We start from the raw sequence: 25396 nt of genomic DNA on the forward strand, positions 1-25396 counted from the left end.
TGCACAAGGTGACGAGGTTCGTCACTGAGCGTTGCGAATAGGTAACCGTGCCATAACGGCGGCCCAGGGCGCGTGCCCGACACGCCGGGCACCTCGGCAAGGTTGTGGCAGGCTGCACCCGGGCAGGCCACACTCGACGACTAGCGGAAGCAGCGACGCACGTGACGTCGGCAGGCACCACCCGGGAGGTCCCCATGCCCGAACTGCGTGTCGTGGCCGTCTCCAATGACGGCACACGGCTGGTGCTCAAAGCTGCGGACAGCACGGAGTACACGCTTCCCATCGACGAGCGGCTGCGCGCCGCCGTCCGCGGTGACCGCCCCCGGCTCGGCCAGATCGAGATCGAGGTGGAGAGCCATCTCCGCCCCCGGGACATCCAGGCGCGTATACGTGCCGGTGCGTCGGCCGAGGAGGTGGCGCAGCTCGCCGGGATCCCCGTGGACCGCGTCCGCCGTTTCGAGGGGCCGGTGCTGGCCGAGCGCGCCTTCATGGCCGAGCGGGCCCGCAAGACACCCGTGCGCCGTCCCGGTGAGAACGCCGGCCCCCAGCTGGGCGAGGCCGTGCAGGAACGGCTGCTGCTGCGCGGCGCCGACAAGGACACCGTCCAGTGGGACTCCTGGCGCCGCGACGACGGCACCTGGGAAGTGCTGCTGGTCTACCTCGTCGCGGGCGAACCGCACTCGGCGAGCTGGACGTACGACCCGCCCCGGCGGCTGGTCCAGGCGGTCGACGCCGAGGCCCGTTCGCTGATCGGCGAGTCCGACGACCTCGCCGCACCCGAGCCGAGCTACCCCTTCGTGCCGCGGATCGCCCGGCTGCCGCGCGAGGGCCGGATGGACCGCGCCCTCGACCGCCAGATGGAGCGCCCCGCCCTGCCCGCGCAGTCCTCGGAGCCCGCCGAGGAGATCTCCGCCGAGCGCGACTCGCTCACCAGCCTCCTGGAGGCGGTGCCGAGCTTCCGCGGCGACCTGGTGGTGCCCGAGCGGCCCGTGGAACCGCAGGAGGAGACCGAGGAGGAGCCCGAGGTCGAGGAGCCGCCCGCGACGGCCGCCTCGGCCGGATCCGCGTACGCGGACGTACTCATGCCGCGCACGGTCGCCAGCCACCGCGACCGGCTGGTCGGGGCGACGGACCGGCAGGCCGAGGCGGACGGGGTCCGCCCGGGCCGCCGGGCGGCGGTCCCGAGCTGGGACGAGATCGTCTTCGGGACGCGACGCAAGAAGCAGGAGTAGCGGGCCCGGCACAACCACGCCGGCCCCACACCCCTCACCCCGAGCGGACCCGCACGCCCCAAAGGGGCGCGGGGAACTGCGCGACCGGCCACGACGGCGCCGCAGACGAACGACGGGCGCGGTGAACCGCGGTGCGGCGCCGCGCCCGTGCGGGCGTTCGGAAAGGGCCTCAGCCCCTCACTACCCTCACTGCGGGTCCGGCCCCACCGCCACAGGGCGGCCGCCGTCCGCCGACCACTGCGACCACGAACCGGCGTACAGCGCGGCCGGGATGCCGGCGATCGCGAGCGCCAGCACCTCGTGCGCCGCCGACACGCCCGACCCGCAGTAGACACCGACCTCGGTGCCCTCCGTCGCGCCCAACGCCTTGAAGCGGTCGGCGAGTTCGGCGGCGGACCGGAACAGACCGCTCTCGGCCGTGTTCTGCGCCGTCGGGGCCGACACCGCGCCCGGGATGTGACCGCCCACCGGATCGATGGGCTCGACCTCGCCCCGGTAGCGCTCACCGGCACGCGCATCCAGGAGCAGTCCGGTCCTGGCGAGTTCCGCCGCGCCGTCCGCGTCAAGCAGCGGCAGCCCGCCCGTGACCGGCCGGAAGTCACCGGGGGCCGGCTCCTCGGCGCCCGTGGCCGAGGGCCCGTCCCAGGCGGCGTATCCGCCGTCGAGGACGCGCACGTCCGGGTGACCCGCCCAGCGCAGCATCCACCACGCGCGGGCGGCGGCCCAGCCCTGCCCGCCGTCGTACACGACCACCGGCCGGTCCGCGCGGACCCCGGCGGCCCGCATGGCCGTGCCGAAGCGCTCCGGGTCGGGCAGCGGATGACGGCCGCCGGCGCCCGGCGGATCCGCGAGGTCGGCGTCGAGGTCCACGAAGACGGCGCCCGGGATGTGCCCGGCGGCGTGGGCCGCCCGGCCGTCGAAGGGAGGGGCGCCGTCGGCGGTCGCCAGGGACAGCTGCCAGCGCACGTCGAGGAGCACCGGCGGCCGCGGTCCCGTCAGGTCGCTCGCGAGTTCGGATGCGGAGATGATGGCCTTCATGGCCCCCATCCTCGCGCACGGGGTGGCCGAGTCGCCCGGGTACGGCTACTCTGCTCCGCCTGACGGGTTGGATCACCCGGTGTACAGGGCCGGGTACATGCTGTGCAGCAGATGGACGGCGCAGGGCAATCTCCTCGAAACGGATGGTCCACCCGGCAACGGGCATCCTCTGCTCGTGGGGCGCCGTGGGACGAGGGCCGAGGAGAGAGTTGACCATGACCGAGACACGGGGGTCGGCGGGCCTGAGCGGCACGACGCGGCGGCACGCGCCCGGCACTCCGTGCTGGGTGAGTCTGATGGTGCACGCGATGACCCCGACCCAGGACTTCTACCGGGCGCTGTTCGGCTGGGAGTTCCAGCCGGGCCCCCAGCCCCTGGGGCCCTATGTGCGGGCCCTGTTGGACGGCTACGAGGTGGCGGGCATCGGACGGCTGCCGCCGGACCGCCATCTGCCGATCGCCTGGACCCCGTACATCGGCTCGGACGACGTCGACGCGACGGCCGAGCAGGTGCGCAGTTGCGGCGGCACGGTCGGCGTCGGCCCCCTGGACGCGGCCGAGGCGGGGCGGCTGGCCATCGCCTGCGACCCTGCGGGCGCGGTGTTCGGCATCTGGCAGGCCGCCAGGCACCTGGGCACGGGCCTGACGGGCGTCTGCGGCACCCCGGTCTGGAACGAGCTGCTCACCTATGACACGGCGGGTGTCGCGCAGTTCTACCGGACCGTCTTCGGCTACACGCAGGAGGCCGTGGTCTCCCCCGACTTCGACTACGTGACCCTCCATGTGGAGGGCCGCCCGGTCGCGGGCATCCACGGCGTCGGGCACACGCTGCCGCGGGACCGGGGTGCGCACTGGATGACGTACTTCCAGGTCTCGGACGCCGACCGGACCGCCGAGCGGGCCGCCGAACTGGGCGGTCACGTCGTCCGCGCCCAGTGCACGACAGCACTGGGCCGCATGATCACGGTGGCGGACCCGGAGGGCGCGACGTTCTCGGTGGTCAGCCCCCTCGGCTGACCGCCTGCCCCGCCGCCGCGCTCGACGGCTTCCCCGGCCGGGCCGTCAGCCCGGGGTGACGGGCAGCACGTCGGGCGACAGTGCCGCCGCGCGGGCGCCGGCCGCCGTCATGCGGCGCCGGTGGTGGCGCCGGCACAGGACCTCGTAGCCGATCTCGTCCGCGGACTGGTTGACGTCCCCGATGACCACCTGGGCGCCCTCGACCACCATCTGCCCGCCGACCGTACGGGCGTTGTGCGTGGCGCGGGCGCCGCACCAGCACAGGGCCTCCACCTGGAGGACCTCGACCCGGTCGGCGAGCTCGACCAGGCGCTGGGACCCGGGGAAGAGCTTGCTGCGGAAGTCGGTCGTGATGCCGAAGGCGTACACGTCCAGGCCGAGGTCGTCGACCGTACGGGCCAGCTGGTCGATCTGCTCGGGTGCCAGGAACTGCGCCTCGTCGGCGATCACGTAGTCCGCGCGTCCGCCCCGCGAGAGGTGGTCCACGACGTACGCGTACAGGTCCTGCCCGTCCGCCACCTCCACCGCGTCCGTGACCAGGCCGAGCCGCGAGGAGAGCTTGCCCTCGCCGGCACGGTCGTCACGCGTGAAGATCATGCCCTGGAGTCCGCGCGCCGAGCGGTTGTGCTCGATCTGGAGAGCCAGCGTCGACTTCCCGCAGTCCATCGTTCCGGAGAAGAACACCAGCTCGGGCATGGGGGGTCGGGAACCTTTCGAGGTCAGGGGGCGGACGGCCCCGGGGGCCGTACGGCGGTCGGATGCGGGACGTGGGGGGCGAACGGGGGGTGAGCGACGGGTCAGGTGCGGACTTCCAGCAGCGGGACCAGCTGTTCCGCCGGCGTCATCGACCCGTGGTTGCCGACCATCGCCGACTCCCTCGGCTCCCGGTCGGAGGCGATGATGAGCACGTCGTCGCGAGCCGCCGCCAGCACGTCGCCGAGGCGTCCGCGGACCCGCTCGTCGACGTGCGGTCCGAACCAGCCCGCCTCGATCGCCTCGTCCCGCGAGGCCACCCAGAACTGCTCGCCGAGCACCTCGCGCCAGCACGCCAGCACGTCACCGGCGGCGCCGGGGACCGCGTACACATGGCGGGCGCGGCCCTCGCCGCCGAAGAGGGCGACCCCCGCGCGCAGCTCCCAGTCCGCGTCGAAGTCGATGCGGTGCTCTTCGTCGAACGGGATGTCGAGCATGCCGTGGTCGGCGGTGATGTACAGGGCCGTGCGCGGCGGGAGCTGCTCGGCCAGCCGCTGGGCGAGCCGGTCGACGCACATCAGCTGGCCGCGCCAGGCGTCCGAGTCGACGCCGTAGCGGTGGCCGGAGCCGTCGAGCTCGGAGTAGTACGTGTAGACCAAGGACCGGTCCCCCGCGGCCAGTCGCTCGGCCGCGAGGTCCATGCGGTCCTCGCCGGTCAGCCGGCCGAGGAAGGTTCCGCCGCTGAGCGCGACCTTGGTCAGCGGGGTGTTCTCGAAGGTCGGGGAGGACACCTGGGCCGTGTGCACCCCCGCCGCGTGGGCGAGCTGGAAGACGGTCGGGTACGGCTGCCAGGCGTGCGGGTCGGTCCAGGGATGCCAGCGCAGCTGGTTCATCAGCTCCCCGGTCGCGGGGTCGCGCACGGTGTAGCCGGGCAGGCCGTGCGCGCCGGGCGGCAGGCCGGTGCCGACGGAGGCGAGGGACGTGGCGGTGGTCGCGGGGTAGCCGGCGGTGATCGGGCGGCCGGTGCCGCCGCGGGAGGACGCCAGGAGCGAGGTCAGGAACGGGGCGTCGTCGGGATGGGCCCGCAACTGCTCCCAGCCGAGGCCGTCGACCAGGAACACACAGGCGCGGTCGGCGGGGGCGAGCTCCGGTATGGCGGCCGACAGACCGGACACGCCCATGCCCGCGGCGAGCGTGGGCAGGAGGTCGGCGAGGGAGCCGGTTCCGTACTCGGGCAGGGGCGCGGAGGCGACGGCGAGCGGCTCCGGGTGGTCGTCCCAGGTGGTCAGGGCCATCAGCGGGCGAGATCCGCGGTCGCCTCGGACAGGGACTGCGCGAAGACGAGCGCCTGGCGGACCGTCTCCGGTCCGTCCCCGGCCTCGCTGACCCGCAGGCTGAGGTCGTCGGCGGTGGAACTGCCGGTGTAGCCGTGGTCGGCCTCGCAGTTGGGGTCGCCGCAGGCGGCGGGCTCCAGGTCGATCCGGGAGACGGCGCCCCAGCCGATGGTGAGGACGACCTCGCGGGGCAGCGTGCCCGGCGCGTAGGACTCCGGGTTGGCGACGACGCGGCTGACGACGACCGAGGAGATCCGGCCGAGCTTCACGGACTCCGTGGAGGTCGTCGCGTACGGCGTCGGGGAGGTGTCGTCCGAGGCCTGCTCGTCGGTGTGGCTGACGATGAAGCGGGTGCCGGTGAGCACGAGCACGGTCACATGGCGGCGCACTTCGTTGGCGTCGAACGTGGTCTCCTGGTGGACCAGGTACGACCGGATGGGCTCGCCGCCCACCGCGGCGTCCACGGCCTCGGCCACGAGAGCCGGGTAGTAGCCGCTGCGCTCGATCGCCGAGCGCAGCCCCTGGGTCGTCGTACTGGTCTTGGCCATGACGTCCATCCTAATCCCCGGACAAGGCGGGTCCGGGCCAGTGAGCGGCATCAACGGCACTGTCCCGTGCCCGGATGCCGTGCGCAAGGACGGGGCGCGAGGAGGAGGCGCTCGGACGTGCTCGGCCAGGGGCCGTGCGCGGGGGCGCGCGGGCGACGCGGAACGCTGGGGGTTCCCCCGCCCAGTACCCGGGACGCAGTACACGGGACTCAGTACACGGGAAGCGTCCTCGGCCCCAGGTCGTCGCGGGCCGGGGGCGGCGCCAGGCGCACGGTGGCCCCGAGGACGCTCAGGCCGCGCGGGGCGACGACGACGGGTTCCAGGGTGACGGCGACGACCTCGGGGTGGTCGTGGACCAGGTGGGACACCCGGAGCATCAGCTCTTCGAGGGCGGGGGTGTCCACGGGGGCGGAGCCGCGCCAGCCGAACAGGAGGGGTGCCGTGCGGATGGACCTGACCAGGGAGGCGGCATCACGGTCGGTGACCGGGATCAGGCGGTGTGCGGTGTCGCCGAGGAGCTGTGTGGCCGGTTCGGCGAGCCCGAAGGACAGGACGGGGCCGGCCGCCGGGTCGGTGACGGCGCGGACGACGGTGTCGACGCCGCGCGGCGCCATGGCCTGGACCACCGGCCACAGATCCTCCGGCGGCCCGAAGAGTGCGGTCAACTCGCCGTAGGAGCGCCGCAGTTGCTCCTCGTCGGCCAGGTCCAGATGCACTCCGCCCAGGTCGGCTCGATGCCGCAGATGGGGCGCGGTGGCCTTGAGGGCCACCGGGTAGCCGATCGCGCGGGCGGCCTCGGCGGCCGCTTCGGGCGTGGGAGCGGGCAGTGACCTGTGCACATCGATGCCGTAGCGGGTGAGCAGGTCGCAGGTCTGGTTCCCGCCCAGGGTCAGGCCCTGTCCGCGCGCCAGCAGTTTGTCGATCAGTTCGGCGGCGCCCCGCTCGTCGATGTCGTCGTACTCGGGCACCTTGCCGGGCTCGGCGGCCTCCCGCTTCCACTGGGCGTACTTGACGGCTTCGGCGAGCGCCCGGACACCGCGCTCCGCGGCGGGGTAGGCGGGGATCAGGCGGGCCTGCGCGGGGGCTGGGGCGGAGGCGGGCGCCCGGTCCGAGGCGGGTGTCCCGGCGGCGGAGGACCGCGCCGCGAGGGGTGGCGGAACAGGCGGTTGCTGCCCCGGGCGCGGGAGATCGCCCCCCTGGGGCTGGGGCTGGGGCTGCGGGGGCGTCGGTGAGGTGCTGGCCGCCGCCGACAGCGCTTCGGCGAGCCCGCCGAGTTCCACGTGCACCACGAGCACCGTCTTTGCGGGTGCCGAGGCGGCCGCGGACCTCAGCGCCTCGGCGAGCGTGGCGTCGTCGGGAGAGGACTCGCCGAGCGCCGGGATCGCCGTCACCACGACGGCGTCGCACGACGCGTCGGCGAGCGCCGCCGTCAACGCGCGGTGGAAGTCGTCCGCGGTCGCCGCCGTCGTCAGGTCGAGCGGCGGCTGCGGGCGCAGCCCCTCGGCCAGGCAGGCGTCGTAGGTCAGCAGGCCGAGCGACTCGGAGTTGCCGAGGATCGCCACCCGCGGCCCGGCGGGCAGCGGCTGCCGGGCCAGGAGCAGTCCCGCGTCCACCAGTTCCGTGATCGTGTCCACGCGGATCACACCGGCCTGCCGCAGCAGCGCGGACACCGTGGCGTGCGGCAGGCGCGTCGCGCGGACGGCGTGGCCCTGCGGGGTGCCTCCGTGGCGCGCGCCCTGCACCACGACCAGCGGCTTGGCCGCGGCCGTGCGCCGGGCGAGCCGGTTGAACTTGCGCGGGTTGCCGATGGTCTCCAGGTACATGAGGACGACGTCGGTGTCGGGGTCGTCGTACCAGTACTGCAGCACGTCGTTGCCCGAGACGTCCGCCCGGTTGCCGGAGGAGACGAAGGTCGACACCCCGGTGGTCCCGGTGACGCCTCCGCCGCGCCGGTGCAGCCGCGACAGCAGCGCGATGCCGATGGCGCCGGACTGCGCGAACAGCCCTATCCGGCCGGGGCGCGGCATCTCGGGCGCGAGAGAGGCGTTGAGGCGCACCGCCGGCGAGGTGTTGATGATCCCGAAGGCGTTCGGTCCGATGATCCGCATGCCGTACGACCGCGCCTGGCGGACCAGCTCCCGCTGCCGCTCCCGGCCGCCCGGACCGCTCTCCGCGTAGCCCGCGGCGATGACGACCAGCCCCTGCACCCCGTGCTCACCGCACTCGGCGACGACCTCGGGCACCCGCTCGGCGGGCACGGCCACGACGGCGAGGTCGACCGGCCCGGCGACCTCGCGGATCGAGCGGTGGGCGGGCACCCCGTCGAGTTCCTCCAGGTCCTCGGGGAACGCGCTGTTGACCGCGTGGAGCCGGCCAGTGTACCCGGCCTCCCGCAGATTACCGAGGATGCCCCGGCCCACTCCGCCGGGCGTACGGCCCGCGCCGATGACGGCGACCGAGCCGGGGGCCAGCAGGCGCTGCACGGACCGCGCCTCGGCGCGCTGCTCCCGGGCGCGCTGCACGGCCAGGGAGCGGTCGGTGGGCTCCAGGTCGAACTCCAGGCGGACGACGCCGTCCTCGAAGCTGCGCTTCTGCTGGTACCCGGCGTCCGTGAACACCTTGATCATCTTGCTGTTGGCGGGCAGGACCTCCGCGGCGAAGCGGCGGATGCCGCGTTCCCTGGCCACCGCCGCGATGTGTTCGAGGAGGGCCGAGGCGACCCCGCGCCCCTGGTGCGCGTCCTGCACGAGGAAGGCGACCTCCGCCTCGTCGGCGGGCGCGGACGCGGGCATCCCGTTCGCCCCGATGCGGTCGTAGCGCACGGTGGCGATGAACTCTCCGCCCACGGTGACCGCGAGTCCCACCCGGTCCACGAAGTCGTGGTGCGTGAAGCGGCGGACGTCCTTGGCGGACAGCCGCGGATACGGGGCGAAGAAGCGGTAGTACTTCGACTCGTCCGAGACCTGCTCGTAGAAGCTGACGAGGCGCTCGGCGTCATCCACGGTGATGGGCCGGATGCGCGCGGTGCCGCCGTCGCGCAGCACCACGTCCGCCTCCCAGTGAGCGGGGTACTCGTGCCGGTCCGGGGCCGTCTGCATGGGCTCCACAGTAAGGCTCGGTCGCGTCAGGTGGTGGCGCGAGGCAGGCTGGGAGGGCCGGACCGGGCGCGCCCGCCGCCCCTTTATGAGCGCGCCGCACCTGTGGAACACTGGTCTAGACAACCCTGTACACCTGAAGGGCAGCATCACATGGCTGAGCGCCGCGTCAACGTCGGCTGGGCCGAGGGCCTCCACGCCCGCCCCGCCTCCATCTTCGTCCGGGCGGCCACGGCCTCCGGCGTTCCCGTGACCATCGCCAAGGCGGACGGCGCCCCCGTGAACGCCGCGTCCATGCTCGCGGTCCTCAGCCTGGGCGCACAGGGCGGCGAGGAGATCGTCCTGGCGTCGGAGGCGGAGGGCGCGGACGCCGCCCTGGACCGGCTCGCCAAGCTGGTGGCCGAGGGCCTGGAAGAGCTTCCCGAGACCGTCTGAGCCGTCGGCCACCCCTCGGGGAAACACCGCGCGACCGAGCCGCGTCGCCCTTCGGGGCGGGCGCGGCTTTGTCATGCGATTTCCCTGCAGGAAGAAATCAGGACGTCCGAAACGGTCGCGTGAAACGGCTGTCCGAAACGGCCGACCATGCCGCGCGGAACAGACCGACGAAAGACACCCGGAGAATATCTCTTTTGTACGGCCCTCTTGTTAATTCCGGAGAGCGTTCGTGTTTACGGGATGTTGCGAAGCCCTCACGTCGTCGACGGAAGCGGGGCGGAGGCGGTGCGCGCCGGCCGTGCGCACGGCGTGCCGGGCCGTGATCGCCCGCGCGCGCTCCGCGTCCCGCCGGGTCACGGCGTCCACGATGGCGCCGTACTCGACCCAGGCCTCCGCGAGACCGACGCGGGGTGCCTCGATCGCGTACATCCAAGCGATCTTGTGGCGCAGCTGAGCGAGCGCGGAGGTCAGGGCGGGGCTCCCACCGGCTTGGGCGAGCGTCTCGTGGAACCAGGTGTCGAGCGCGCCCAGATCCTCGCCGCCGCCCTTCCTGACCCGCTCCTGGCCCAGCCCCACCAGGCCGCGCAGCACCTTGAGATGGGCCTGGGACCGGCGCTGCGCCGCGCGTGCGGCGGCCAGCGGCTCCAGGAGCGTCCGCATCTCCAGGAGGTCGGCGCCCTCCTGCTCGGTGGGCTCGGCCACGCACGCGCCCGCGTGTCTGCGGGTGACCACGAAGCCCTCGGCCTCCAGGGTGCGCAGCGCCTCGCGCACGGGGACGCGGGAGACGCCGTAGCGGCGCGCGAGGAGTTCCTCGGTGAGCCGGCCGCCACGCGCGTGGACGCCCGAGACGATGTCGTCACGGATCGCCGTGCATACCGCGTGCGCCGGAATGCGCATGTCCGACCTCCGCCTCGAATTCCCGCCGAACGCCACCGGCCGGTGTCTTCGACCGACTCTATGGCAACGGGACGGAATTTCCGACGGCGGGCCGGAATCGTGGATATTTTTTGGACAGACGGCTGTTCGAAACGCCGACGGCCCCGGATCGGATCCGGGGCCGTCGTATTGCTCAGCTGTTCGGTCGCTCAGGTTTTCAGACGTTCACGCCGTGCGACCGGAGGTAGGCGACCGGGTCGATGTCCGAGCCGTAGTCCGGGGAGGTGCGGGCCTCGAAGTGCAGATGAGGCCCGGTGGCGTTGCCGGTGGCCCCGGAGAGCGCTATCTGGCGGCCCGGGGTGACCCGCTCCCCCACCGAGACGCCGATGGACGACAGGTGGCCGTACTGGGTGTAGGAGCCGTCGTTCATCTTGATGACGACCTGGTTGCCGTACGCACCGCCCCACCCCGTGTCGACGACCGTACCGGCGCCCACCGCGTGCACGGGCGTACCGGTGGCGGCGTGGAAGTCGATACCGGTGTGGCTGCCGGAGGACCACAGGGACCCACCGCTCTTGTAGCCGGTGGAGACGTAGGAGCCGAAGACCGGCGCCACGAACGTGTTCAGGCGGCGGCGCTCGGCCGCGCGGGCGGCGCGCTCCTTGGCCTCGCGCTCCTTCGCCGCCTTCTCGGCGGCCCGCTTGCGCGCGGCCTCCTCGGCCTGCTTCCGTTCGGCCGCCTGCTTCTGGGCGGTGGCCTGGGCGTCGATCTGCTCGGCGACCGAGTCCCCGAGCGTGACGGCCTGCATCAGTCCGGTCTGCTCGACGGGATGGCCGGCGGCGAGCGCCGGCGCGGCCAGCGCGCCGACGACGCCGGTGGTGGTCAGGGCCGCGACGCCCACGGCGTTCGCGGTCGTACGCTTCATGCGGCTGGGACGACGGTGCTTCCCGGTGGCGCGAGTGAACGCCATGAAGTGGCTGGTCCTTTCCTTCCCTCTCGCCTACCGGGTTAGCTGACGGGTTCGGAGCAGGAAGGTCTCCTACGGGCTGACGCCCGATTCACCCCAGGGACGTGGGCGCCTGCGGTGACGAAGGCGCGGGATGGGTCCCCGGCTCCCCTGGCTCGCGCCGTACGGGGACTCGGCGATGGCTGTCCGGTGCCGCGGGCGCGGCGCACTGCCTGACGAACAGCCCGGTCGACGCTAGAAGGACCCTCTTACCAACGCCAAACCGACAGCCGTGTTTGTAGCGCATCCCACAGGGCGGAGCGTCAACCTTGCGGCAATACGGACATAAGGGAGGCCGGGGCCTGGTGGCGGAACGACCACCAGGCCCCGGCCGGACGCCGTGCGCGACCCTCACCCGGCCGGGGCGGCGCCCGACCGGCCGGGACGCCGCCCTACTCCGCGGTCACGACCTTCACCTCGCCGATCCCGAGCGCCCTGACCGGCTCCTCGATCTGCGCGGCGTCGCCGACCAGGATCGTCACCAGGCGGTCCATCGGGAACGCGTTCACGACGGCCGCGGTGGCCTCCACCGTGCCCGTGGCCGCGAGCGCCTGGTAGAGCCTTGCCTGGAAGTCGTCCGGCAGGTGCTGCTCGACCTGGTCGGCGAGCGTGCTGGCGACGGCGGCGGCGGTCTCGAACTTCAGGGGGGCCACCCCCACCAGGTTCTGCACGGCGACATCGCGCTCGGCGTCCGTCAGGCCCTCGGCGGCGAGGGTGCGCAGCACCTTCCAGAGGTCGTCCAGCGCCGGACCGGTGTTCGGCGTGTCGACGGAGCCGCTGATGGCCAGCATCGCGGCGCCCGTGCCGTCGGGTGCCGACCGCAGCACCTGGCCGAAGGCCCGCACCCCGTAGGTGTAGCCCTTCTCCTCCCGCAGGACCCGGTCCAGACGCGAGGTGAGGGTGCCGCCCAGGCAGTAGGTGCCGAGCACCTGCGCGGGCCACACACGGTCGTGCCGGTCGGCGCCGACCCGTCCGATCAGCAGCTGCGTCTGGACGGCCCCGGGACGGTCCACGATGATCACACGGCCGGTGTCGTCCGCGGTCACCGGAGGCACGGGACGCGGCCCCGCGGGGGATCCCGTCCAGGCGCCGAGGGTGTCGCCGAGCAGCTCGTCCAGGTCGACCCCGGTGAGGTCGCCGACCACGACCGCGGTGGCGGTCGCCGGGCGGACATGGCGCTCGTAGAAGGCGCGGACGGCCGCGGAGTCGATGCCGGAGACCGTCTCCTCGGTGCCCTGGCGGGGGCGGGACATGCGCGAGGACGCCGGGAACAGCTCCTTGGAGAGCTCCTTGGCGGCGCGCCGGCCCGGGTTGGCGGCCTCGTGGGGGATCTCGTCGAGGCGGTTGCGCACCAGGCGCTCCACCTCGCTGTCGGCGAACGCCGGTGCCCTGAGGGCGTCGGCGAGCAGTCCGAGCGCCTTCGACAGCCGGGAGGCCGGGACTTCGAGGGAGAGGCGGACACCGGGGTGGTCGGCGTGCGCGTCGAGGGTGGCACCGCAGCGCTCCAGCTCCGCGGCGAACTCCTCGGCGGAGTGCTTGTCGGTGCCCTCGGAGAACGCGCGCGCCATGATCGTGGCGACGCCGTCGAGAGCCTCGGGCTCGGCGTCCAGGGGCGCGTCCAGCATCACCTCGACGGCGACGACCTGCTGTCCGGGGCGGTGGCAGCGCAGCACGGTCAGGCCGTTGTCGAGCGCGCCGCGCTCGGGGGCCGGGAAGGCCCAGGGCCGGGCCTGGCCGGGCTGGGGCTGCGGATGGAAGTCCATGGTCGCGAGCTCGGTCACTTCGCCGACTCCTCGTCGTCGCTGGCGCCTTCGGCGCCGGTGGTCTCGGCTGCCTGGCCGGTCTCGGCCGCGGGCGCGAGCGGTTCGTAGACGAGCACCGCGCGGTTGTCCGGGCGCAGCCTCGCCTGGGCGACCTCCCGCACCTCCTCGGCGGTGACCTCCAGGACGCGGCCCACGGCGGTCAGCGCGAGCTGCGGGTCCCCGAACAGCACCGCGTAACGGCACAGTTCGTCGGCACGGCCCGCGACCGTGCCGAGGCGGTCCAGCCATTCACGCTCCAACTGGGCCTGAGCGCGCTCCATCTCCTCGGCCGTTGGCCCCTGCTCGGCGAAGCGCGCCAGTTCCTCGTCGATCGCCTCCTCGATGACCGGCACCCGCACGTCGCCGGAGGTCTTCACGTCCAGCCAGCCCAGGGAGGGCGCGCCGGCGAGCCTCAGCAGACCGAACCCGGCGGCGACCGCGCTGCGGTCACGCCGTACGAGCCGGTTGTAGAGGCGGGAGGACTCGCCGCCGCCGAGGATGGTCAGCGCCAGGTCGGCCGCGTCGCACGCGCGCGTGCCGTCCTCGGGCAGCCGGTAGGCGGCCATCAGGGCGCGTGCCGGCACCTCCTCCTCGACGACCTCGCGCAGCTGCCCGCCCATGACGTCGGGCAGCGAGCCGTCGCGCGGCTGGGGCTTGCCGTCGTGGGCGGCGATGGAGCCGAAGTACTTCTCCACCCAGGCCAGGGTCTGCTCGGGGTCGATGTCGCCGACCACGGACAGGACGGCGTTGCCCGGCGCGTAGTACGTGCGGAAGAAGGCCCGCGCGTCCTCCAGGGTGGCCGCGTCCAGGTCCGCCATCGAGCCGATCGGCGTGTGGTGGTAGGGGTGGCCCTCCGGGTAGGCGAGGGCGGTCAGCTTCTCGAAAGCCGTGCCGTAGGGGACGTTGTCGTAGCGCTGGCGGCGCTCGTTCTTCACGACGTCCCGCTGGTTCTCCATGGACTCGTCGTCGAGCGCGGTCAGCAGGGAGCCCATGCGGTCGGCCTCCAGCCAGAGGGCGAGCTCCAGTTGGTGGGCCGGCATGGTCTCGAAGTAGTTCGTGCGCTCGAAGCTGGTGGTGCCGTTGAGCGAACCGCCGGCGCCCTGCACCAGCTCGAAGTGCCCGTTGCCCTTCACCTGTGCCGACCCCTGGAACATCAGGTGCTCGAAGAGGTGGGCGAGGCCGGTGCGGCCCTTGACCTCGTGGCGGGAGCCGACGTCGTACCAGAGGCACACCGCCGCGACCGGGGTGAGGTGGTCCTCGGAGAGCACCACGCGCAGGCCGTTGGCCAGGCGGTGCTCGGTCGCTGTCAGGCCCCCGGAGCCTGCCTCGGCTGTGGCCGTGTGACCCATGGGCATGTACGTCCCTTCCCTCACCAAAGCTGTAGCGGAAACCGCCGGTTTCCGGCCGGTCCTGTCACTGTATGCAACCGGGACAGCCCGTGGACAAGTTCCCGGGCGACGTACGCCGAGAGCGAGACCGGGATTAGCGGAGGTGGGGGGACCGAACGCGCCGCCGGGTGCCCCCTCGCCCGCGCGGGGCGGCGGTCGCGACGGCCGCCGTGGCGACGGAAGGCCCTTTCCGGACGGTCCAGGGGCCCTGAGGGACGGGGGCTGGTCGGCGTTGTCACCGGCGCGGTCCACAATGGTCCGCGTCAGATCGTTCATGCCCAGCACAGACTGTGAAGGAGCCGGCAGCAATGGCCCGCCGCAGCACCAAGACCCCACCGCCCGACGACGCGTACGAGGAGAAGATCCTCGACATCGACGTCGTCGACGAGATGCAGGGCTCCTTCCTCGAGTACGCGTACTCGGTCATCTACTCCCGGGCCCTGCCGGACGCGCGTGACGGCCTGAAGCCGGTACACCGGCGGATCGTCTACCAGATGAACGAGATGGGGCTGCGCCCCGACCGCGGCTACGTGAAGTGCGCCCGCGTCGTCGGCGAGGTCATGGGCAAGCTGCACCCGCACGGCGACGCGTCCATCTACGACGCCCTGGTGCGGCTGGCGCAGCCGTTCTCCATGCGCGTCCCCCTGGTCGACGGCCACGGCAACTTCGGTTCGCTCGGCAACGACGACCCGCCGGCCGCCATGCGGTACACCGAGTGCCGGATGGCCGAGGCGACGAGCCTGATGACCGAGTCGATCGACGAGGACACGGTCGACTTCGCACCCAACTACGACGGCCAGGAGCAGGAGCCGGCGGCACTGCCCGCCGCCTTCCCGAACCTCCTGGTGAACGGCTCGTCGGGCATCGCCGTCGGCATGGCCACGAACATGCCGCCGCACAACCTCGGTGAGGTCATCGCCGCCGCGCGCCATCTGATCCGCTATCCGAACGCGGACCTGGACGCGCTGATGAAGCACGTGCCGGGCCCCGACCTGCCCACCGGCGGGCGGATCGTCGGCCTTTCCGGCATCCGGGACGCCTACGAGTCGGGCCGCGGCACCTTCAAGATCCGTGCCACGGTCTCCGTGGAGGACGTCACCGCGCGCCGCAAGGGGCTGGTCGTCACCGAACTGCCCTTCACGGTCGGCCCGGAGAAGGTGATCGCCAAGATCAAGGACCTGGTCGGCTCGAAGAAGCTCCAGGGCATCGCCGACGTCAAGGACCTCACCGACCGCCAGCACGGGCTGCGCCTGGTGATCGAGATCAAGAACGGCTTCGTGCCGGAGGCGGTCCTGGAGCAGCTCTACAAGCTGACGCCGATGGAGGAGTCCTTCGGCATCAACAACGTGGCGCTCGTCGACGGCCAGCCGCTCACCCTCGGGCTCAGGGAACTGCTGGAGGTCTATCTCGACCACCGCTTCACCGTCGTCCGGCGCCGCTCGGAGTTCCGCCGCGGCAAGCGGCGCGACCGGCTCCACCTGGTCGAGGGCCTGCTCACGGCACTGGTGGACATCGACGAGGTCATCCGCCTGATCCGCTCCAGTGAGAACTCCGCGCAGGCCAAGGAGCGCCTGATGCGGCGCTTCTCGCTGAGCGACGTCCAGACCCAGTACATCCTGGACACGCCGCTGCGCCGCCTGACCAAGTTCGACCGCATCGAGCTGGAGTCGGAGAAGGACCGGCTGAACGCCGAGATCGCCGAACTGACCCGGATCCTGGACTCCGACGCGGAGCTGCGCAAGCTGGTCTCCGCCGAGCTGGCCGCGGTGGCCAAGAAGTTCGGCACGGAGCGGCGTACGGTGCTGCTGGAGTCCTCCGGCGCCCCGGCACCGGTGGTCTCGCTCCAGGTCGAGGACGCCCCGTGCCGGGTGCTGCTGTCGTCCACGGGCCTGCTGGCCCGCACGGCGAACGGCGACCCCTTCGAGGACGACGAGGCCGACGGCAAGCGCGTGAAGCACGATGTGGTCGTCTCGGCGGTGGCGGCGACGGCACGCGGCGAGGTGGGCGCGGTGACGTCCTCCGGCAGGCTGCTGCGGCTGAACGTGATCGACCTACCGCAGCTGCCGCCGACGGCGGCCCGGCCGAGCCTGTCGGGGGGCGCGCAGATCTCGGAGTTCGTCTCCCTGGAGGCGAACGAGACGGTGGTTTGCCTGACGACGCTGGACGAGTCCTCTCCCGGTCTCGCGCTCGGCACCGCGCAGGGTGTCGTCAAGCGGGTGGTTCCCGACTACCCGGCGAACAAGGACGAGCTGGAGGTCATCACCCTCAAGGAGGGCGACCGGATCGTGGGCGCGGTCGAGCTGCGCACCGGCGAGGAGGACCTGGTCTTCATCACGGACGACGCCCACCTGCTGCGCTACCAGGCGTCCCAGGTGCGGCCGCAGGGACGGCCCGCGGGAGGGGTGGCCGGCGTCAAGCTCATCGACGGCGCGAAGGTGATCTCCTTCACCGCGGTGGACCCGGCCGTGGACGCGGTGGTCCTCACGGTCGCCGGCTCACGCGGCACCCTGGACGACTCGGTGCAGACGACGGCCAAGATGACGCCGTTCGACCAGTATCCGCGCAAGGGCCGCGCCACGGGCGGCGTGCGCTGCCAGCGGTTCCTGAAGGGCGAGGACTGCCTGTCCTTCGCCTGGGCGGGCGCGACGCCCGCCCGCGCCGCGCAGAAGAACGGCACTCCGGTCGAGCTTCCCGAAATCGACCCGAGGCGCGACGGATCGGGCGTGTCGCTGCCGAAGACGGTCGGGGCGGTCGCGGCCGTGTAGCCGGGCCGCGGGTGGCTCGGTCCGGCCCGCGGTCGGCCGGCCGGTCCCGCTCAGCGGGCGAGGTCGCCGGGGCTCGGGAGAGTTCCGGCCTCCTCGCCCTCGGCGGGGTCCTGGACGTAGCGCAGGACGCCCCACATGCTGTGGTCGCCGGGAGGCGGGGCGTCGGTGTCCCGCACCGTCGCCTCCAGTCGCCCCCGCAGGGCGGCGGTGTCCAGACCGGACCCGATCAGGACCAGCTGCGTGCGGTGCTCCTCGCCGCCCGGCCAGGGCTGCGGGTAGAACCTCAGGAACCGGCCCACGGCGTGCACGGCATAGCGGTTGCGGGGATCGGCCGCCCCGAAGTCCACGTACCCCTTGATCCGGTAGAGCCCCGTGGGCCGGCTGTCGAGGAAGTCCAGCAGCCGACGCGGATCGAGGGGCGCGGCGGACTCGAAGGAGAGGCTCTCGTATCCCGCGTGCGGATGGGGGTGCGGGGAGTCCGGGCCGCCCCACCCACCGTCGTGCCGACCGAGGTCGTCGAAGGTCAGCTGCCCGATCCGCTCCTCGGCCGGGCGGCAGTCGAAGAGCAGTGCGGGATCGATGCGCCCGTGGGCCGCGGGGGTCACGGCGGCGCGGTCGGTGAGCGAGCGGACGAGTTTGAGCACCCGTTCGCTGTCGTCGGCCCGGTCCGTCTTGTTGACGACGACGAGATCGGCGAGGGCCAGATGACGGTCGATCTCGGGGTGCTTGTCCCGGGTGGCGTCGAACTCGACCGCGTCGACGACCACGACCAGTCCGCCGTAGACGACGCGCTCCTGCTCCCCGGCGAGCACCATGCGGACGAGTTCCTGGGGCTCGGCGAGCCCGCTGGCCTCGATCACGATGACGTCGATGCCGGCGGACGGCCGGGCCAGGCGGTCGAGGTAGTGGTCGAGTTCACTGGCGTCGACCGCGCAGCACAGACAGCCGTTGCCGAGGGAGACGGTGGAGTCCCCGAGCGCCCCGGCGACCGCCATGGCGTCGATCTCGATGTTCCCGAAGTCGTTGACGACGGCACCGATACGGCTGCCTCCGCTGTGGTGGAGCAGATGGTTGAGCAGGGTGGTCTTGCCCGCGCCGAGGAATCCCGCGAGCACGACGACCGGAATCTGCTGCTCGCTCGGCGACCTGCCCACCGTGCGCCCCTTCCCTTGCCGTACGAGGTGTGCGTCGTCCCAGGATAGGAGCGGCGGCGGGCCGCGCTCGTCCGTCGTCCGCGCACGGCGTCGGTGCTCAGGCCTTCGGCGGCACGGGCACCGGAGGAACCGGGCCCACGGAGCGGGCCGCCGGCGGCCTCGCCCACCGGCTGCTGCCCGGCTTGCTGCCCGGCGTCCTGGACCGGGGCGCCACGGCCCCCGTGGCCGCCGACGATGTGCGCGCCGGGCGCCGCGGCCCCGACCTCGACCTCGGCCATCGGCTGTATCCCGGAGATGGCCCGCGCGCCCGGACCCTGTTCGTGCTCCTGGAGGACGTGCCGGCGGCGGCACCGGCCCTGGCGGCGGCCCGGGACATCGTGTCCACGACGGCCCGCCACGCGCCCCCGCACGCGAACGTGGACCTCGCGCTCCCCGTCCGCGCCCGCCCGCCCGTTGACCTGGCCGGAAGTCGCCCCAGCCGAAGTCAGGTTAGGCTCACCTCTGTGAGTAGGTGCACGACCGCGTCCCGGGACCTCGACGAGCCTTTGGCGGGGACCGCGGCGACCGCGCGGACATGGCTGCTGCTGGAACAGCCCGGCCCCTGGGGTGCCAAGGCGCTCACGTCGAGCCACCTGGACCCGCGGCTCGGCCGCGCCCTGGAGGCGGCGGCGGAGGGCACCGGCGTACGGATCGCCCTCATCCGCCGTGCCGGCCGGCACGCGGACTGGGGCGCACCGGCCGTACGGCAGGTGTACGCGGCGCACACCACGCCCGGGAACGCATGGCTGCACGCGGCCGCCACCGACGCCCCCGAGAAGCTGCTCGACCTGGATTTCGCCGCTCTCGGCAGGGGTGAACCGCACAGTTTCGACGCCGCGCTCCAGGGGCGGCCCCACACGGCGCATCCCCTGGCCCTCGTGTGCACCAACGGGCGGCGCGACCGCTGCTGCGCCCTGCTGGGCCGCCCGCTCGCCACCGAGCTGACCGCCTCCGGGGTCGACGGCGTCTGGGAGGTCACCCACCTCGGCGGCCACCGCTTCTCGCCCACGCTCCTGGTCCTGCCGTACGGATACGCCTACGGGCGGGCGCAGGCCCCGCACGTCAAGGAGGTGCTGCACGGCGTGCGGGAAGGCCGGATCGTGGTGGACGGATGCCGCGGCAGCTCCGCCTGGGAGCGGCCGGCGCAGGCCGCGGAGCTGGCGGTGCGCAGGGCGACGCACGAGAACGCGGCGGACGCGCTGAACGTCGTCCGCACGGACGGAGCGGCACCCCGCTGGCAGATCACCGTCGCCCACGCCGACGGCCGCCTGTGGCGCGTCCTGGTGGCCCAGGGGGCCTGTCTGCCGCCGCGGCCGGAGAGCTGCGGCTCGGCGCTGGGCTCCCCGGCCCGGATGGACGTCGTGTCGGTACGGGAGCTGCTGCCCACCGCCACCGTCGGCAAGCACACCTACTGCTGAGACGCGCCGCCCACGGGGCGCACGGGCCGCGCGGCACGCGGGGCGCCGGTGCCCCGCCCCTGCGGCCCGCGCGCCTCAGACCGCTCCGGCACCCGTCAGGGAGCGCACCTCGGTCTCCGCGTGCTTCGCCTCGTCGGCGGGTTCCGTCGAGGTGACCGTGCCGAGCCAGCCCGCCAGGAAGCCGAGCGGGATGGAGACGATGCCCGGGTTCTCCAGGGGGAAGTACTGGAAGTCGGCGCCGGGGAACAGGGATTCCGGGCTGCCGGACACGACCGGGGAGAGCAGCACGAGCACCAGGGCGGGCACCAGGCCGCCGTAGACGGACCAGACCGCACCGCGTGTGGTGAAGCCGCGCCAGAACAGGGTGTACATCAGGACCGGCAGGTTCGCGGACGCGGACACGGCGAAGGCCAGCCCCACCAGGAAGGCCACGTTGAGGTCGCGGGCCAGGAGCCCGAGCCCGATCGCGAGCACACCGATGCCCACGGCGGCGGCGCGCGCCACGCCCACCTCACCGCGCTCCTCGGTACGGCGGCGCCGCAGCGACGCGTAGAGGTCGTGGGCGACCGCGGCCGACGAGGCGAGGGTGATGCCGGCGACGACCGCGAGGATCGTGGCGAAGGCGATCGCGGCGACCATGGCGAACAGCACCGCCCCGCCGGTCGAGCGGGCGCCGCCCCCGAGGTCGAGGGCGAGCAGCGGCACGGCCGTGTTGCCGGCGGCGTTCGACTCCCGCACGGTGTCCGGGCCGAGGATCGCGGCGGCGCCGAACCCCAGCACGATCGTCATCAGGTAGAAGCCGCCGATCAGCCCGACCGACCAGACGACCGAGCGGCGCGCGGCCCGGGCCGTCGGCACCGTGTAGAACCGGGACAGGATGTGCGGCAGTCCGGCCGTGCCCAGCACCAGCGCCAGGCCCAGGCTGACGAAGTCGGTCCGTGAGGTCCAGCTCCCGCCGTACTTCAGCCCCGGGGCGAGGAAGGCGTCTCCGTGCCCGCTGCGCCGCGCCGCCGTCCGCAGCAGGGATTCGACGTCTCCGTGGAAGCGCAGCAGGACCATGGCGGTCAGCGCCACGGTGCCGCCGAGCAGCAGGACCGCCTTGACGATCTGGATCCAGGTCGTGGCCCGCATCCCGCCCATCGAGACATAGACCACCATGAGCGCCCCGACGACGACCACGGTCCAGGCGCGCGCCGCCGCACTCGTGCCGCCGAACAGCAGCGCGACCAGGCTGCCCGCCCCCACCATCTGCGCCACCAGGTAGAGCACGGACACGGTCACCGAGGACAGGCCCGACGCGATACGCACCGGTCGGGCGCTCATCCGTGCCGCGACCACGTCCGCGAGCGTGAACCGGCCGACGTTGCGCACGAGTTCGGCGACGAAGAAGAGCACCACGAGCCAGGCGACGAGAAAGCCGACCACGTACAGCAGCCCGTCGTAGCCGAAGAGCGCGATGAGCCCGGTGACGCCCAGGAAGGAGGCCGCCGACATGTAGTCACCGGCGATGGCAAAACCATTCTCCATCGGCGAGAACAGTCGGCCGCCCGTGTAGAACTCCTCCGCCGACCCATGCCTGTTGCGGCTCACCCATGTGGTGATCGCCAGTGTGATCGCGACGAACACGCCGAACAGCGCGAGCGCGAGCGCCTGATGGTGTCCGCTCACAGCTCGCCACCCCTGAGCCCCCGGGTCAACTCCTGGGTGTCCCAGCGCAGATCGAGCGCCGCACGGTCCCTGCGCAGCCTGGCGTGCCGTGCGTAGGCCCAGGTGAGCGCGAACGTCGTCAGGAACTGCCCCAGGCCCGCCAGCATCGCCACGTTCACCGCGCCGACCACCGGACGCGCCATCAGTCCCGGCGCGGTCTGCGCGGCCACCACATAGCCCACGTACCAGGTGAGGAACACGGCGAGGCCGGGGAGCACGAAACGCCGGTAGCGGCTGCGCACCTCCTGGAACGCCTCGCTGCGCTGCACCTCCAAGTAGGCCGCGGCCACGTGCGGCGAACGGTCCTGCCCGGCGCGCGCGGGCGGCACGGGGGGCGCGAGAGCCGCCGCGTCGTACCAGGGGTCGTCGTGCCTGGCCTGTCCGGCCGCACCGTCGGGGGTGGCGACGTCGCCTTCGTGTGCGACGACCGGACTCTCGGGACCGCTCCCGCCTCCGCGGAAGCGACCATTGCTTGACTTCATACCCCAGCATGGACAGATCGGGAAGATCCCCGGCTCGCCTTCCCCGGGCACTTCACCCCATCAGGTGACTCACCGCGACGGTGGCGTGACCTGGCCTTTCGCAGACGGGCCTCCTCACCGCCCCTCCTCCCAGGCCGGGCGCGCCATGCCGTCGCCGTAGGCCGCGACCGGACGGTCCGAGGAGGCGAGCGCCCTCGCCCGCTGGACCAGGAGCCCGGAGCGGACCAGCAGGGTGCCCGCGAGCGCGAGCAGCATCGCCGCGCTCTCCTGGTGGACGCCCAGCAGCGCTCCGAGGGCGAAGAGTGCCACGCGCAGGGCGATGCCGACGCCCCAGACGGCCATGCTCGCCTTGCTGCTCCTGCTCCACACGGTGCCGTCCTCCGCCGCCCATACGCGGGTGGTCCAGGCCCAGCCCGCTCCGGTGGCCAGGCCGATGAGCACCTCGGCGGCGAGGAGCAGGGCCGACGCGGTGGGGTGGTGGGCGTCGAGGATCCCGGGCTTCCGCAGCGCCGCGACGATCATGACGACGGGGATCACCCACCAGCGCTTGTCGGCGTCCACACGCCGTGCGCCGAACTGCCGCGCGATCACCAGCACGACGACGGCCACGATCAGCAACGCGTTGACAGGCCCGGACATCACAGCCTCCGTGAGCAGACGAGGAAGGGCGCCGCCGGCGAGTGCCGACGACACCTTCGACGCTACGGAGATCCGCGGGCCGGCGGATCGGACCGCGGGTGGATCGCGGGTGGATCCGGGACGGCCCCGACTCCACCCAGGGGTGGAGCCGAGGCCGGGGAAGGCACCGGAGCCGGCGGCTAGGCGTCGATGCGGGAGCGGTCCAGCGTCGCCGCCGAGCTGGAGATGAACTCCTTGCGCGGCGCGACGTCGTTGCCCATCAGCAGATCGAACACCTGCTCGGCTGATTCCAGGTCGGAGAGGTTGATGCGGCGCAGGGTGCGGTGGCGCGGGTCCATGGTCGTCTCGGCCAGCTGGTCGGCGTCCATCTCCCCGAGGCCCTTGTAGCGCTGGATGGAGTCCTTGTACCGGACGCCCTTGCTCTGGAGCTCCAGGAGCTTGTCCCGCAGCTCGCGGTCCGAGTACGTGTAGACGTACTTGTCCTGGCCCTTCTTCGGCTGGACGATCTCGATGCGGTGCAGCGGCGGCACGGCGGCGAACACCCGGCCCGACTCGACCATGGGCCGCATGTAGCGATGGAACAGCGTCAGCAGCAGGGTGCGGATGTGCGACCCGTCCACGTCGGCGTCGGTCATCATGATGATCTTGCCGTAGCGAGCCGCGTCGATGTCGAAGGTCCGCCCCGAGCCGGCCCCTATGACCTGGATGATCGCTCCGCACTCGGCGTTCTTGAGCATGTCGGTCACGGACGACTTCTGCACGTTCAGGATCTTGCCCCGGATCGGCAGCAGGGCCTGGAACTCGGAGTTGCGGGCGAGCTTCGCCGTGCCGAGCGCGGAATCCCCCTCCACGATGAACAGCTCGCTGCGCTCGACGTCGTCGCTGCGGCAGTCGGCGAGCTTGGCGGGCAGCGAGGAGGACTCCAGTGCCGTCTTGCGGCGCTGCGCATCCTTGTGCTGACGTGCGGCGATGCGGGTCCGGGCGGCGGCGACGGCCTTCTCCAGGACCACTCGGGCCTGCTGGGCGGCGTCCCGCTTGGTCGAGGTCAGGAACTCCTTGAGCTCCTTGGAGACCACGTTGGTCACGATGCGGCGCGCGGCGGAGGTGCCGAGGACCTCCTTGGTCTGGCCCTCGAACTGCGGCTCGGCCAGGCGCACGGTGACGACCGCGGTCAGCCCCTCCAGGGCGTCGTCCTTGACGACGTCGTCCTCGGCGACGCGCAGCAGCTTCTTGGCGCGCAGCACCTCGTTCATCGTCCTGGCCACGGCCTGCTCGAAGCCGGCGACATGGGTGCCGCCCTTGGGCGTGGCGATGATGTTGACGAAGGACCTGAGGGTCGTGTCGTACCCGGTTCCCCAGCGGAGCGCGACGTCGACAGCGAGCTCTCGGGTGACCTCGGTGGGCGTCATCTGCCCCCGGTCGTCCAGGACCGGGACCGTCTCCTTGAAGCTGCCCTGTCCGGAGAAGCGGAGGACGTCGCAGACCGGCTTGTCGGTGGCCAGGTACTCGCAGAACTCGCTGATGCCGCCGTCGAAGCGGAAGGACTCCTCCCCCTTGCTGCCGCCCTCACCGAGGCCGTACTCGTCGCGGACGACGATGGTCAGGCCCGGGACCAGGAAGGCGGTCTGGCGGGCGCGCTGGTGCAGCGTCTCCAGGGAGAGCTTGGCGTCCTTGAGGAAGATCTGGCGGTCGGCCCAGTAGCGCACCCGGGTGCCGGTGCGGGTCTTGGGGATCTTCTTCGTCTTGCGAAGGCCGCTCTTCGCCTCGAACGTCGCGTCCGGGCCGTCGCCCGTGAAGGCGCCCGGCACGCCGCGGCGGAAGCCGATCGCGTGCGTGTGCCCCGCACGGTCGACCTCGACGTCCAGCCGCGCGGACAGGGCGTTCACCACGGACGCGCCGACGCCGTGCAGACCACCGGACGCCGCGTAGGAGCCGCCGCCGAACTTGCCGCCGGCATGCAGCTTGGTCATCACGACCTCGACACCGGACAGCCGGGTCTTGGGCTCCACGTCGACCGGGATGCCCCGGCCGTTGTCCCGGACCTCGACCGAGCCGTCGTCGTGGAGGATCACGTCGATGTGGTCGCAGTAGCCGCCCAGGGCCTCGTCGACGGAGTTGTCGATGATCTCCCACAGGCAGTGCATAAGGCCCCGGCTGTCGGTCGAGCCGATGTACATGCCGGGACGCTTGCGGACCGCCTCAAGACCTTCGAGGACGAGGAGGTGCCGCGCGGTGTAGTTGGAACCGTCCCTGTCTGCTCCGGTCAGCAACGCTGTGGACGGCACGGACGTATCGGCGGCGGTCACGCGGTTCGCTCCTCGCTGAATTTCACCTGGGGCCCTTTGGGGTAACGGGCCGACTTGGATTGCCCGTCCGAGGGTACCGATGCCTGGTAGAGCCGTTGTCACGCCACCCTAGACGTGAACTCAGACTAGTCCAGAGTCGTACGGACGTTCGACGTCTCGCGTGGGGTGAAGTACATGTCACGTTCCCTTCGAGGCATGAACCATTTAGCCTCGGGGCACGTCCTCATGCACAACCGGCAAGCCAGCCGGGAGGACCGGACCACCGACAGACTGCGCGAACCCGTACGACATAGAGACGTAATACGGCACATTCGCCGCCAACCGGCAGCAGACAGCCGACTCGGAAAGAAATTTTCGAGGAGAAGCCGCGAGCGGGAACGTTTTCGGCCTGGTTGGATGTTGACCCTGGTACGACAGCTCGTC

General features: G+C 72.5%; 19 protein-coding genes and 1 riboswitch. Of the genes, 5 read left to right on the plus strand and 14 right to left on the minus strand.

Going from position 1 to position 25396, the window contains the following annotated elements:
- Positions 1–194: 194 nt before the first annotated feature.
- Positions 195–1232: a septation protein SepH gene (sepH, locus tag AB0C59_RS15825; protein WP_363004739.1), complete on the plus strand. Its 1038-nt coding sequence runs from the start codon at positions 195–197 to the stop codon at positions 1230–1232.
- Between the two features lie 186 nt (positions 1233–1418).
- Here the strand turns inward: sepH and AB0C59_RS15830 are convergent, their stop codons facing one another.
- Positions 1419–2270: a sulfurtransferase gene (locus AB0C59_RS15830; protein ID WP_363004741.1), complete on the minus strand. Its 852-nt coding sequence runs from the start codon at positions 2268–2270 to the stop codon at positions 1419–1421.
- A gap of 215 nt (positions 2271–2485) precedes the next feature.
- Between AB0C59_RS15830 and AB0C59_RS15835 the strand changes: the two genes are divergently transcribed.
- Positions 2486–3286, plus strand: a complete 801-nt coding sequence (locus AB0C59_RS15835) for a VOC family protein (RefSeq protein ID WP_363004743.1) — start codon at positions 2486–2488, stop codon at positions 3284–3286.
- Between the two features lie 45 nt (positions 3287–3331).
- Here the strand turns inward: AB0C59_RS15835 and AB0C59_RS15840 are convergent, their stop codons facing one another.
- From AB0C59_RS15840 to AB0C59_RS15855, 4 genes are all read right to left on the minus strand, one after another.
- Positions 3332–3982 (minus strand): thymidine kinase, encoded by a 651-nt coding sequence (locus AB0C59_RS15840; RefSeq protein WP_363004745.1) that lies wholly within the window; start codon positions 3980–3982, stop codon positions 3332–3334.
- 101 nt (positions 3983–4083) lie between these two features.
- Complete coding sequence (locus tag AB0C59_RS15845) at positions 4084–5274, minus strand: nucleotide pyrophosphatase/phosphodiesterase family protein (RefSeq protein ID WP_363004747.1); 1191 nt, start codon at positions 5272–5274, stop codon at positions 4084–4086.
- Positions 5274–5861, minus strand: a complete 588-nt coding sequence (locus AB0C59_RS15850; RefSeq protein ID WP_363004749.1) for a DUF5998 family protein — start codon at positions 5859–5861, stop codon at positions 5274–5276. Before AB0C59_RS15850 ends, AB0C59_RS15845 begins: the two co-directional genes overlap by 1 nt.
- 209 nt (positions 5862–6070) lie before the next feature.
- Positions 6071–8959, minus strand: a complete 2889-nt coding sequence (locus tag AB0C59_RS15855; protein ID WP_363004751.1) for a GNAT family N-acetyltransferase — start codon at positions 8957–8959, stop codon at positions 6071–6073.
- A 150-nt stretch (positions 8960–9109) separates the two neighbouring features.
- On the opposite strand from AB0C59_RS15855, the gene AB0C59_RS15860 reads away from it, so the two are divergent.
- Positions 9110–9391, plus strand: coding sequence for an HPr family phosphocarrier protein (locus AB0C59_RS15860; protein ID WP_363004753.1), 282 nt, complete (start codon positions 9110–9112; stop codon positions 9389–9391).
- Positions 9392–9601: 210 nt separating this feature from the next.
- Here the strand turns inward: AB0C59_RS15860 and AB0C59_RS15865 are convergent, their stop codons facing one another.
- From AB0C59_RS15865 to AB0C59_RS15880, 4 genes are all read right to left on the minus strand, one after another.
- Positions 9602–10288 carry a GntR family transcriptional regulator gene (locus tag AB0C59_RS15865; RefSeq protein ID WP_363004755.1) on the minus strand — a complete coding sequence of 229 codons (687 nt, stop codon included), beginning with the start codon at positions 10286–10288 and terminating at the stop codon, positions 9602–9604.
- 196 nt (positions 10289–10484) lie between these two features.
- Positions 10485–11237: a M23 family metallopeptidase gene (locus AB0C59_RS15870; RefSeq protein ID WP_363004757.1), complete on the minus strand. Its 753-nt coding sequence runs from the start codon at positions 11235–11237 to the stop codon at positions 10485–10487.
- Between the two features lie 12 nt (positions 11238–11249).
- Positions 11250–11422: riboswitch (cyclic di-AMP (ydaO/yuaA leader) on the minus strand.
- A gap of 243 nt (positions 11423–11665) precedes the next feature.
- Complete coding sequence (locus AB0C59_RS15875; RefSeq protein ID WP_363004759.1) at positions 11666–13054, minus strand: pitrilysin family protein; 1389 nt, start codon at positions 13052–13054, stop codon at positions 11666–11668.
- Entirely contained in the window at positions 13051–14430 is a 1380-nt protein-coding gene (locus tag AB0C59_RS15880; RefSeq protein WP_363004761.1) for a pitrilysin family protein, read from the minus strand. The genes AB0C59_RS15875 and AB0C59_RS15880 overlap by 4 nt, the downstream gene beginning before the upstream one ends.
- Before the next feature lie 341 nt (positions 14431–14771).
- Between AB0C59_RS15880 and AB0C59_RS15885 the strand changes: the two genes are divergently transcribed.
- The gene (locus AB0C59_RS15885) at positions 14772–17228 is read left to right on the plus strand and encodes a DNA topoisomerase IV subunit A (RefSeq protein ID WP_363004763.1); all 2457 of its coding nucleotides are present in this window, start codon (positions 14772–14774) and stop codon (positions 17226–17228) included.
- A 50-nt stretch (positions 17229–17278) separates the two neighbouring features.
- Here the strand turns inward: AB0C59_RS15885 and AB0C59_RS15890 are convergent, their stop codons facing one another.
- Positions 17279–18382, minus strand: a complete 1104-nt coding sequence (locus tag AB0C59_RS15890) for a GTP-binding protein (protein WP_363004765.1) — start codon at positions 18380–18382, stop codon at positions 17279–17281.
- Positions 18383–18885: 503 nt separating this feature from the next.
- Here AB0C59_RS15890 and AB0C59_RS15895 point away from each other — a divergent pair.
- Positions 18886–19839 carry a sucrase ferredoxin gene (locus tag AB0C59_RS15895; RefSeq protein WP_363004913.1) on the plus strand — a complete coding sequence of 318 codons (954 nt, stop codon included), beginning with the start codon at positions 18886–18888 and terminating at the stop codon, positions 19837–19839.
- A 75-nt stretch (positions 19840–19914) separates the two neighbouring features.
- Here AB0C59_RS15895 and AB0C59_RS15900 read toward each other — a convergent pair whose 3' ends face one another.
- The 4 genes from AB0C59_RS15900 to AB0C59_RS15915 form a co-directional block, all read right to left on the minus strand.
- Positions 19915–21507 (minus strand): cation acetate symporter, encoded by a 1593-nt coding sequence (locus AB0C59_RS15900; RefSeq protein ID WP_363004767.1) that lies wholly within the window; start codon positions 21505–21507, stop codon positions 19915–19917.
- Positions 21504–22028 (minus strand): DUF485 domain-containing protein, encoded by a 525-nt coding sequence (locus tag AB0C59_RS15905; RefSeq protein ID WP_363004769.1) that lies wholly within the window; start codon positions 22026–22028, stop codon positions 21504–21506. Before AB0C59_RS15905 ends, AB0C59_RS15900 begins: the two co-directional genes overlap by 4 nt.
- A gap of 114 nt (positions 22029–22142) precedes the next feature.
- Entirely contained in the window at positions 22143–22667 is a 525-nt protein-coding gene (locus AB0C59_RS15910; protein WP_363004771.1) for a DUF1453 domain-containing protein, read from the minus strand.
- A 179-nt stretch (positions 22668–22846) separates the two neighbouring features.
- Entirely contained in the window at positions 22847–24973 is a 2127-nt protein-coding gene (locus AB0C59_RS15915; protein ID WP_363004773.1) for a DNA topoisomerase IV subunit B, read from the minus strand.
- Positions 24974–25396 lie beyond the last annotated feature (423 nt).

The sequence above is a fragment of the Streptomyces sp. NPDC048664 genome (genome assembly GCF_040650555.1).
Taxonomy (GTDB): Bacteria; Actinomycetota; Actinomycetes; order Streptomycetales; family Streptomycetaceae; genus Streptomyces.